This is a genomic window from Variovorax sp. 01T439_2, from assembly GCF_056398445.1.
On record NZ_JBFTPJ010000082.1, the window covers coordinates 1 to 10,579 of the forward strand.

Genomic DNA, 10,579 nt, shown 5'->3' on the forward strand with positions numbered 1-10,579 from the left:
CCGTGATGCGGTCGTAGGTGCCGTCGGCCCGGATCGCTTCCAGCGCGGCGTTGATCCTCGCCAGGGTCTGCCCATCGTCCTTGCGCACGGCGATGCCGTTGCCTTCGCCGAGGATGCCGCCCTTGAGCTCCGGGCCGACGAACGCGAAGTCCTTGGCCTCGGGCGTCTTCAGGAAGCCGACATGGTAGGTGACCATGTTGCCGAGGATGTACTCGACGCGGCCGGCGACGAGATCGAGTTCGGCGGCCTGCGGCGTGTCGTAGAACTTGAGATTCGCGGCCTGGTAGTTCTGCGCGAGGTAGGCCGCCTGGACCGAGCCGCGCTGTACCCCGATGCTCTTGCCTTTCAGTGCCGCGGGGCTGACGTCCGGCGGCATTCCCTTGCGCGCGACGAAGCGCGAAATCGTGTCCTTGTACTTGGCCGAGAAGGCCACGCGCTCGCGGCGTTGCGGCGTGATCGCCATGCTCGCCACGATCATGTCGTACTTGCGGGCGACGAGGCCCGGAATGATGCCATCCCAGTCCTGCGCGACGATCTCGCACTTGGCCTTCATCTTCTCGCACAGTGCACGTGCGATGTCGACGTCCCAGCCCTGCAGCATCCCCTGCGAGTCCTTGAAGCTCCAGGGCGGGTACGCGCCTTCGGTCGCGATGCGGTAGCTGCCCTCGGCGTTGGCTGCGGCCATGCAGAGGCATGACAAGAGCGCCAGGCAGAGGGGCCGGCGAAGCAAGCCGGGAAGCGAAGCGTGGAAGCGCATGGACATTGTCTCCGAGACGAATCGTTGTGATGCGCGAATCGTCGGGGAGGTTCGTGGCGTGCGCAATRCTTGCATCGGACGCAATTGCCCGTTCGAAGGACCGCCCTGCGGGCGCAGAGGGGCCAGCGCACCGGGGGGCGCGCACATTGCATCGCGGGCAATTCGCTCGGTGCCCGCGAACGTGCCTGGCGGCGCGCCTGGACATGGCGCGGTCGCGTCGCGGTGCAAGCATCGCGCCGCCGCCGGCGAGCCCGTTCCACTCGCCAATCCATGACATGAAGCAGCGCCGGYGCGAAGTCGCGTGCGACGTGTCTCGCCTGTGCAGCGGGCCTACGGCGTGTCCGACCAGCCGCCGCTGCGTTTTTGTCCTTTCTTGCCGTCGTCCCGCGTGGGCTTCCCCTTGAATGTGGTCGAGCGTGCTGCCACGGTGGATGGGCCGCCGCCGACTTGAGCGGCCGACGCGGTCGTTCCCGTCTTGGACGACCTACGCAAGATTGCGCCCCGCTCGTTTTCAGAACAGGGGCCTGCGAGTGACTGGCGCAGCTGCATGGCGTGTCATCGCACGCGCAGAACCCTGCCGTGTGGAGCGTCCCTTCGCAGGCTCGCAAGGCGAAGAGGCCCGCCTGTCGCATGGTCAGGAAGTCCCTGCGAACGCGCGACATGCAGGCTACGCCAAGACCCGCACGATCGCACCGGGGGGCAGTGAATGCCAATCGAGCCATTCGCCGACGGCCGCATGGTGCGTGGGCGTTGCGGCGGCATCGGGCGCTCCCCATTGCAGCGTCAGGCGCCGATGCCCGAGCCGCAGCGCAATCTCGAAGCCCGGCCAGTGCGCGGGCACGCGCGGCGTCAGCGAAAGCATGCGGCCCTTCACGCGCAGGCCCAGCAGCGTTTCGACCGCGGCGCGGTGCAGCCATGCGGCCGAGCCGGTGTACCAGCTCCAGCCGCCGCGCCCGACATACGGCGCGGCGCCGTAGATGTCGCCGGCCATCACGTAGGGCTCCAGTTCGTAGGCGGGCCCGCGCCCGGGATGGATCGCGCGGTGCGCCGGGCTCAGGCCCTCGAAGCTCTGCCATGCCGCTTCGTGGTCGCCCTGCAGTGCCTGCGCCATCAGTGCCCACACGGCGCCGTGCGAATACTGGCCACCGTTCTCGCGCACGCCGGGCGGGTAAGCCTGGATGTAGCCGGGATGGTTGGCCGAACGGGCAAAGGGCGGCGTCAACAGGCGCAGCAGGCCGGCCGGTTCGTCGCGCAGATGCTCCTTCACGGCGGCCATCGCCGGGCCGGTGTGGGCATCGTCCGATGCGCCCGAGAGCACCGACCACGCTTGCGCGATCAGGTCGATGCGGCACTCGTCGCTGGCCGACGAACCGAGCGGCGCACCGTTGTCGAAGAAGGCGCGGCGGAACCAGGCGCCGTCCCAGCCGGCATCGTGCAGCGCAGCGATCCAGCCGCGCCGCGCCTCGTTCCAGCGCGCGGCCCGGCCGTGCTCGCCGCGCGCCTGCGCAATCGGCGCGAAATGCTCGACCACGCTGCACAGGAACCATGCAAGCCAGACCGATTCGCCGCGGCCTTCGTGGCCGACGCGGTTCATGCCGTCGTTCCAGTCGCCGGTGCCCATCAGCGGCAGGCCGTGCACGCCGGTCGCCAGGCTGCGGTCGATGGCCAGCGCGCCGTGCTCGAACACGGTGGCCGTGCGGCCGCTGTGCTGCGGCGCGTAGTAGGCGTCTTCGGCGCCCTCGGGAATTGCGGGGCCTTCGATGAACCCCACCGCATGGTCGAGCAGCGCTGCATCGCCGGTCACTTCGACATAGTGCGCCGTCGCAAAGGGCAGCCACAGCAGGTCGTCCGAAAAATGCGTGCGCACGCCGGCGCCGCCAGGCATGTGCCACCAGTGCTGCACGTCGCCTTCGGGAAACTGCCGCGCCGCATTGGCCAGGATCTGCTCGCGCAGCCGCGCGGGATCGGTGAGCGCGAAGGCCATCGCATCTTGCAGCTGATCGCGAAAGCCGAAGGCGCCCCCGGCCTGGTAGAAGCCGGCCTTCGACCAGAGCCGGCAGGCCAGCGTCTGGTAGATGAGCCAGCGGTTGGCCATGGCGTCGAACAGCGGATCGGGCGTGCGCACCTGCAGGCGGCCCAGCAGCTCGTCCCAGAAGCCGCGCACCTGCGCCAGGGCTTCGGGCACGTCGCGCTGGCGCCAGCGGCGGGCCAGAGCGAGTGCCGCATCGGCGTTGTCGGCGTGGCCCAGCACGAAGCTGAAGCTGGCGCTCTCGCCGGCGCCGACGACCAGCTCGCCGCCGATGGCCGCGCAGGCGTCGAGCCCGCCGCCGGCGCGCCGCGCCAGCGTGTCCGGCACTTCGACGATGCCGCGCCCGGCGAAGAACTCGTTGCGGTCGCAGGTCCATTGGGTGGCGCCCGGCAAACCCGCCAGCAGCAGGAAAGCCGTGCTGCCGCCGAAGCCCGCGCTCGATTCACGCTGCTGGCCGAACACCGCGGGCTGGTCTTCGGGCTTCCAGCAATGAACGGTCCGCCGTTCGCCGCGCGCGGCGCCGAGCTGCCACTCGGCCATGCCGAGCGCGCGCAGGCGCCGCGGGCCGGCGCCCTGGTTGTGCACGCGCACGTGCACCAGCTTGACGGCGTCGTCCCGGTCCGCGAAGAAGGTGGTCTCGAGTGCGAGTTCCTGTTGCCGGCATTCGAAGACCGTGTAGCCCTGGCCATGCCGCACGCGGTGGCGCACCTCGCCGCCATCCCCTGCACCCTGGCCCGCCGGCGTGAGCGGCAGCAGCGCGCCCGAGGCCAGGTCCTGCAGCAGGTAGTGTTCGAAGGCCGGGTCCTGCACCGGGTCGTTCGACCACGGCGTGAGCTGGTGCATGCGGCTGTTGCCGGCCCAGGTGAAGCCGGTGCCCCATTCGGACACCTGGAAGCCGAAGCCGGCGTTGGCGATCACGTTGATCCACGGGCGCGGCGTGCGGGTTCCGGCGCCGACCTCGAAGCGGAACTCGCCGCTCTCGGCATCGAAGCTTCCCACGGGCGCTTCCGCGGAAGGCGCCGCCGCGGGCCGTGCCAGCAGGGCGGCACGCGACGCTGCGGCCGGGGTCTCGGCGTCCGCGCCGGTGTCGACCCGCGCCTCGTGCAGCGCCGCCACCTGCGTTTCGAGCGAGCGCCCATCGGCGGTGAACACCACGCGTGCCAGCTTCGAAAGCGCGGCCTTCTCCGAAGGCGCCACCTCGTGGTCGCGCAGCAGGTGGAAGCCCGCCGTGTCGTTGCGCGGAAAGCTGTTCTGGGTCTGGTGCGCAACGCGCAGGCGCAGGGTTTCGATCTCGCGCTGCAGCGGCATCAGGTAGGAGTTCGGCTCGCTGTTGAGCACCACCAGGTCGCAGGCCACCCCGCCAAAGCCCCACCACGGCTGTGCGCGCAGCAATGCGTTGATGAGCCCCATGCCGCTCATCGAATGGATCGCGACCAGCACGATGGGCTTGTCGCCCGAGATGCCGAAGCGCCAGATCTGCCGCAGGTCGACGAGGCCGCGGTCCTTCATCCCGCGCGGCGTGGTGTAGGTGAGGATGGTGGTCAGGTCCTGCAGCGCGAAGGTCTGCGCGGGCGCGATGCTCAGGTCGCGCAGCCGCACCTGCGCCAGCGTGGCCGCCATGCGCGTGGCGCGCTCCACATGCATCGGCTCCAGGTAGCGGTCGATCCTGGGCATCAGCGCCTCGATGCTTTCGTCGGCGGCGGTCGCGAAGCTCAGGCGCGCTGTGGCCCCTGGTGCGATCGACAGGCGCACGCGCAGGCAGGCGATGGGATCGAGGCCGTTCACCGGCGTACCGTCGGCCGCCAGCGGCTGCGCATCGAGCGCGGGGTTCGCGAGCGAGCGGTTGCGCCCGATGAAGGCGCGCCGGTCGGTCATGCAGTCGATGGAAAGCACATGGGCATCGACCGAGGCGAGGAAGTGCGCTGCCGCCACCATCGGGTCGCCATGCAGGCGCGGCTTGCGTGTCAGCAGCAGCGCGCGCCACGCGGGCTCCCAGCGCGATTCGACGAACAGGTTGGCGAAGGCCGGATGCGCCTCGTCCGCCTTGGGGTACGACAGCACCGGCTCGAAGCAGGAGACGAGCTCGAGCGTGCGGGTCTCTCTGCCGGCGTTGTGCAGCGTGATGTTGCGCAGCTCGGTGTCGTCCTCGGGGCTGATCAGCACCGTGGTGCGCACCTGCAAACCGTCGCCAGATGCATCGAACTGCACCTGCTCGGCGAGAAAGCGGCTGCGGTAGGTCCAGCCGGTGCCGGGCGCGGGCAGGGCGGTGAGCGAGACGAGTTCGTGCTTTTTTCCATCCTTCTCAATATCGCGCAGGTAGAAGAAAGTGCCGTGGCCGTCGCGCAGCGGGTCGTCGCGCCAGCGGGTCACGTTGAACGCGTGCCAGCGGCTCACGCCTGCGCCGTTGGCGCGCAGGGCCACCGTGTAGCGCCCGTTCGACAGCAGGTGCGTGGGCTGGAAGCCGGACACCTTCGGGTCCACCGAGCGGGGCTGGAACAGCGGCGCCAGTTCGGCCAGGCTGGGTTCGGGCGGCGTGCGCGGATCGGCGCTGCCGATGATCTGCCGCGGCGYGCGTTCGTGCAGCAGCGACTCGTGTGCCTGCACCAGCGCGGCGCTGCCGAACCAGCGGCGCGGTGCCTCTGCGCGCAGCACATGGCACAGCGCCACCAGCGACATGCCCTGGTGGTGCGCCATGAAGTTGCGCACCACGGTGAAGTCCTGGCCCTCGGCCTGGCGCGAGATGGTGAAATCCACCGCGTCGTGAAAGCCGAACTCGCCGCGCGCGCCAAGCGATTCGAGCAGTTCCAGGTTGGCCACCGCCGCGGCCGGTGCCAGCACGGCGGCCATGGCGCTCGCATAGGGCGACACCACGCGGTCGGCGGGCGGCGTGCGGCGCAGCGCGAGGCGCGGCACGCCGAAGGGCGAGTACTGGTAGGCCAGCGAATGGTCCTGCGCGAAGTAGGCCGATTCGGAAACGCCCCACGGCATGTTCAGCGAGCGGCCGAAGGCCTGCTGCTCGGCGATGGCTGCGCTGTTGGCCACCTGCAGCAGGCCGTCGTCCGGTTCTGGCATCACGAGCGTGGGCATCAGGTACTCGAACATCGAGCCGGACCACGACTTGAGCCCGGGCTGGAAACCCACCAGCATGAATGGCCGGCCCAGCGCCATCCAGTGGCGGCGGGGTACGTCCCCCTTCGCAATCGCCAGGAAGCTCAAGAGGCGCGACTCGGAGGCCAGCAGGTCGTAGTAGCTCGCGTCGAGCACGTTCTCCTCGACGCGCAGGCCGATGTGGAACAGGTGCCGCTTGGGGTCGTAGAGGCCGCTGAAATCCATGCCGGCATGCAGCGCATCGCAGCGCTGTGCCAGCGCCTCCAGCGCGGGTTCCTCATGGCCCTGGCAGCCCTCGGCAGCAAAGGCGCGGCAGGCCTGCGCCACGGCCACGAGGTGGCCCGCGAGGTTGCCGCTGTCCACGCTGGACACGTAGGCCGGCGGCAGCAGCTGCAGCGTCTGCGTGTCGTACCAGTTGAAGAGATGGCCCTGGTGCTTCTGCATGCGGTCGACGGTGTCGAGCGTGGCCGTGATGCGCGTGAGCAGCACTGCGGTGTCGATCCAGCCGAACTCGCGCGCGCAGCAGCCGGCCAGCAGGTACATGCCGATGTTGGTCGGCGAGGTGCGGTGGGCGATGGTCGGCTGCGGCTCGAGCTGCAGGTTGTCGGGCGGCAGGTGGTTGTCTTCCGGGCCGACCACGTGCTCGAAGAAACGCCAGGTGTCGTGCGCCAGTTTCTCGAGGTAGCTGCGTTGTTCGGCGCGCAGCGGATCGGGCACCTGCGCATCGACCCGGCTGCTCCACCAGGCTGCGAACGGCGCCAGTGCCCAGGCCACGAACATCAGCGGCCCGGCCACCGGATAGGCGCTCCAGCGCGCCGCCACCACGGCCAGCGCCAGGCACAGCAGGCTGCTGAGGGCCGCGTTGCGCAGGAAGGGCGGCAGCTGCTGGCTGGCCTGGGCCTGGGCCTGCGCTGTCGTGGTCCATTGGAGCAGGTGCCTGCGGCTGACCGTCAGCCGCCACGTCGCCAGGAACATCGCATCGAGCAGCAGGCGCGTCTGCGCCGCCAACTGCACGAACTGCCAGGCTGCGCCCGCCGTGGCCCGCAGCAACTCGACCGCGCCGACGTCGAGGAAGTGACGCAGCTCGATGGCGCGGCGCGTCGGCACCAGCCCGGCCAAGGCACCGAGCAGCGGCCCGAGCGTGAGCGCCGAAGCGACCGCGGCCAGCGCCCATCCGAGCGGCATGGCCTGCGTGAAGACCACGAGCACCAGCAGCGCGAAGGAGGCGGGCACCACCAGCGAGCGGCGCAGGTTGTCGCCCATCTTCCAGAGCCCGAGCGCGTCGATGCCGAAGTGCCTGGCGCGCCACAGCAGCGGCAGCAGCTGCCAGTCGCCGCGCACCCAGCGGTGCACGCGCGATGCGGCCACGCCCGCGTGGTGCGGGTGGTCCTCGATCAGCACCACGTCGCTCACCATCGCGCAGCGCGCGACCGTGCCTTCGAGCAGGTCATGGCTCAGCACCGCGCCGTCGGGCAGGCGCCTGTCGAGCGCGGCGTGCACCGCGCGCACGTTCAGCAGGCCCTTGCCGGTGAAGGAGCCGCTGCCGAACACGTCCTGGTAGATGTCGGACGCGCCGCTGCCGTAGGGATCGAGCCCGCACTGCCCGGCAAACATCCAGTGGAAGAACGAGCGCTCGCTGCGCATCGGGAACGGCGTCACGATGCGCGGCTGGAGGATGCCGAAGCCTGCCACCATGCGCCGACTCTCCGCATCGATCTCGGGCGCATTGAGCGGGTGGGCGGCAATCGACACCAGCTCGCGCAGCGCGCCCGGCGGCAGGCCCGTGTCGCTGTCGAGCGTCAGCACATAGGGCGTGGGTCCCGGGGCCAGCTGCTGGCCCGACGCCAGCGGCAGAAAGCCGCTGGCGTCGCCGGCGGCCAGCAGGCGCAGCAGCATTTCGAGCTTGCCGCGCTTGCGCTCCCAGCCCATCCAGCGTTCCTCGGTACCGCTCCAGCTGCGCGGCCGGTGCAGCAGCAGGAAGCGCGAGGCCGCGCCGGCGGGCGCCGGGTATTTCGCATTGAGCGCGGCAATGCGCGCAATGGCATCGTCGAGCAGCGGCGCGTCCTCCGGCAGCGAGGCTTGGGGCGCGTCGGCCCAGTCGGTCAGCAGCGCGAACTGGGCGTGCGCCTCGCGATTGGCGAGCCAGTGCAGTTCGAGCCGATGGGCGAGCTGCGCGGTGTTCGCGGGCGAGCCCAGCAGCGTGGGAATGACGACCAGCGTGCGATGCCGCTCGGGAATGCCGGCCGCGAAGTCGAGGCGCGGCAGCGCCTGCACCCGCACCGACTCGGCCATGATGCGCTGCACCAGCGCGATCAACGCCTCCGAGAGCGGCCATGCGAGCAGCGCCATCGCTGCGAGCGTGGTCCAGCCGCGAGGCTGCGGCAGGCCGTGCGCCACGGCTGCCAGCAGCCACGCGGTGCCCAGGACGATGAAGAGCACATAGGCCGGCAGGCGCCAGCCGTGGCGGCTGCGGCGCGGCCGGACCCCTGCCGGACCGCCGGCACGGCCCATCGCTGCGTCGGATTGCAGTGCCGCGAGCAGCGCGCCACGCCCCTGCCCGAACAGGTAGCAGCCGGCGGTGCCGTCGGCGCGATCCCTGCCGGCGCTTGCGTCGTCGGCCGGCGCAGCGGCCGCGAGCCGCACCACGGCCTGCGCCACCTCGCGCTCGGAGCGGCCGCTGTCGCGCGCGATCCGCTCCATCGCATGCGTGATCTGCTGGCGCGTAAGCTCGCTTTCGCCTGCGAAGCTCGGCAGCTCGCGCAGCACGCGCAGCGAACGGCTCACGGGTTCGATCAGGTCGCTCCACTCGACCTGGCCGATCATGCGCAGCGTGGTGATGATGTTGCCGACCGTGAGGTTGGCCGCGGCCTGCGCGTTCTGCGCCTCGCCGATCAGCGCCGGCCCGTTGGGGCAGTGCTGTTCGGTCCAGCGCACCAGCGCCGGCACGTTCTCGCCATGCTCCACCGGCAGGCGCTGCCAGAGCTGCGTGAGGTAGGCGTCCTGCAGGTTGTGGCTTTGCAATGCGCGGTACAGCGTGCCGAGGTCTTGCGTCGACAGGTGCGGCGCTGCGTCCCACACCGCATGTGCTATTTCGCATGCCACCTTGTTCTCCGCGATGCTCTCGGCCAGGCGGCGCAGGTTTTCGAGCAGCACCACGCGCATCGTGGTGGGCAGCGCCCACAGCTCGCCGAGCGTGAGCTCGTCGATGTCCTGGTAGGCGTTGAGAAAGGCGGTGAACAGCGTCTTGTCGAGCACGCTGTCGGTGTGGGCCACGTAGGCCCACGCCATGCCGTAGACGCGCGGCAGGCCCGCGAGCGGCGGCGTGGCGAGCTTGGGCAGGCGCGCGTAGTAGCTGCGCGGCACGCCGTCGTGGATCTGCTGGAGCTGCGCTTCCACCAGATGGAAGTTGTCGAGCAGCCATTCGGCCGCGGGAGATACATAGCGCCCGCTCTGCGAGATCAGCGCGATGTAGTCGAAGGCGTTGCGCAGCGATTCGAGGTTCTCGTCTACGCGCGGAAAAAAGGGCGTTCCCTCGCGTGCGTGGTGCGGGTCCAGTTCGATCGCCTGGGCGCGGGCCAGGCTGTGGCCGTGCTGTTCGAAGCGCTGGGCTCCGAAGAATTCGGCGCGGATCGGCGGTGCCACCGGCTCATGGGGAGCAAGGAGCAGCGTGCGCGCGTAGCTGCTGAGATCTGCGAGCCGACCCACGACAAAGGCGGCGCTCATCGCGCCGCCTTTGTCCGGAATTCGAAGGGGGTGCCGCCTGTTCGCCCCCTCTCGGGCGAATTTGCAGCCCGGGTCGGTTCAGGCGCGGCCACCCTCAAGCAAGGGCGAGCAGCCCCATACCAACGAAGGCAACCGCAACGCAGGCCATCGTGACGACCCGGCCTGCAAGGAGTGCGCGCACCCGCTGCATGTGGCTTCGCACCGGAAACCATCGCCCGTGGGCGCGTGCGCAATGGCGCATGTGGGAGGCCAGGGCTTCGACATCGCGCCCGATGAAATCGATCTGAGAATGAGTGAGAGACTGCGGTAGCGACATGGCGACGGCTCCTGTGTTACGACTTCGAGCTGCCGCGCGATTGCGAGAGGACTGTGAACGTCTCCCGACCGTACGCTCTTTAATGACCTTACGGGGCTCTGTTTTGATGATGTGCCGTAGGACGGGGGCTCCATGTTCGATTCAACGCCGCCGTGAGCGATCTTTGTCGCCTGCGATCGGAGTGGGGCGAACGACGCAAGGGGCGTCTTCTTGCGCGCCAACAGACCGTTTGCATCCGGCTGCGCTGCAACAAGATGGACCTGGTGGCCAACCGCTCCAGGCTCTCCTGCGACGGGGTCATTGGGCTGTCCTGGTCGTCGCTCCATCAGGACGCGCGAGGCGACCTCCCAAGGGATCGCCGGCTGTGGCCGTGCGTATGCGTCTGGCGAAGGAGTTCGATGCGGGGGAAGTGTCCGGTGAGTGCAGCAGGCCGACCGTCGCGGATGATAGGAAAGATCGAGGCCGCACCTGACGGCGCTCGCTGGCGGAGGGCTCGTGCAGGTTTCCTTCCCTGCTGCGCTCGCGCGCGGAGACACCGTGCCATGGACAAATAGGCGTGGCATTTTGCAGGCTCCTTGGATGTTCGGCATGCCGACGCCCACGCTCTTGTGTGCACCTGCGCCTGTGATCGCGGCTCCAGCAGCTC

General features: G+C 69.8%; 3 protein-coding genes. All 3 read right to left on the reverse strand.

The features are described 5' to 3' along the window. Nucleotides 1-685: ABC transporter substrate-binding protein (locus tag AC1DOC_RS06230; RefSeq protein WP_478129546.1), on the reverse strand; the 685-nt coding region annotated here is incomplete at its 3' end. Between the two features lie 739 nt (nt 686-1,424). Further along, the gene (locus tag AC1DOC_RS06235) at nt 1,425-9,617 is read right to left on the reverse strand and encodes a glycoside hydrolase family 94 protein (protein WP_478129547.1); all 8,193 of its coding nucleotides are present in this window, start codon (nt 9,615-9,617) and stop codon (nt 1,425-1,427) included. A 94-nt stretch (nt 9,618-9,711) separates the two neighbouring features. Further along, nucleotides 9,712-9,933, reverse strand: coding sequence for a hypothetical protein (locus AC1DOC_RS06240; RefSeq protein ID WP_018904957.1), 222 nt, complete (start codon nt 9,931-9,933; stop codon nt 9,712-9,714). Between the last annotated feature and the right edge of the window lie 646 nt (nt 9,934-10,579).

Bases quoted from the DNA above. Each gene is read 5' to 3' on its own strand.
- AC1DOC_RS06240 (WP_018904957.1), bottom strand. From the start codon at position 9,933: ATGTCGCTACCGCAGTCTCTCACTCATTCTCAGATCGATTTCATCGGG.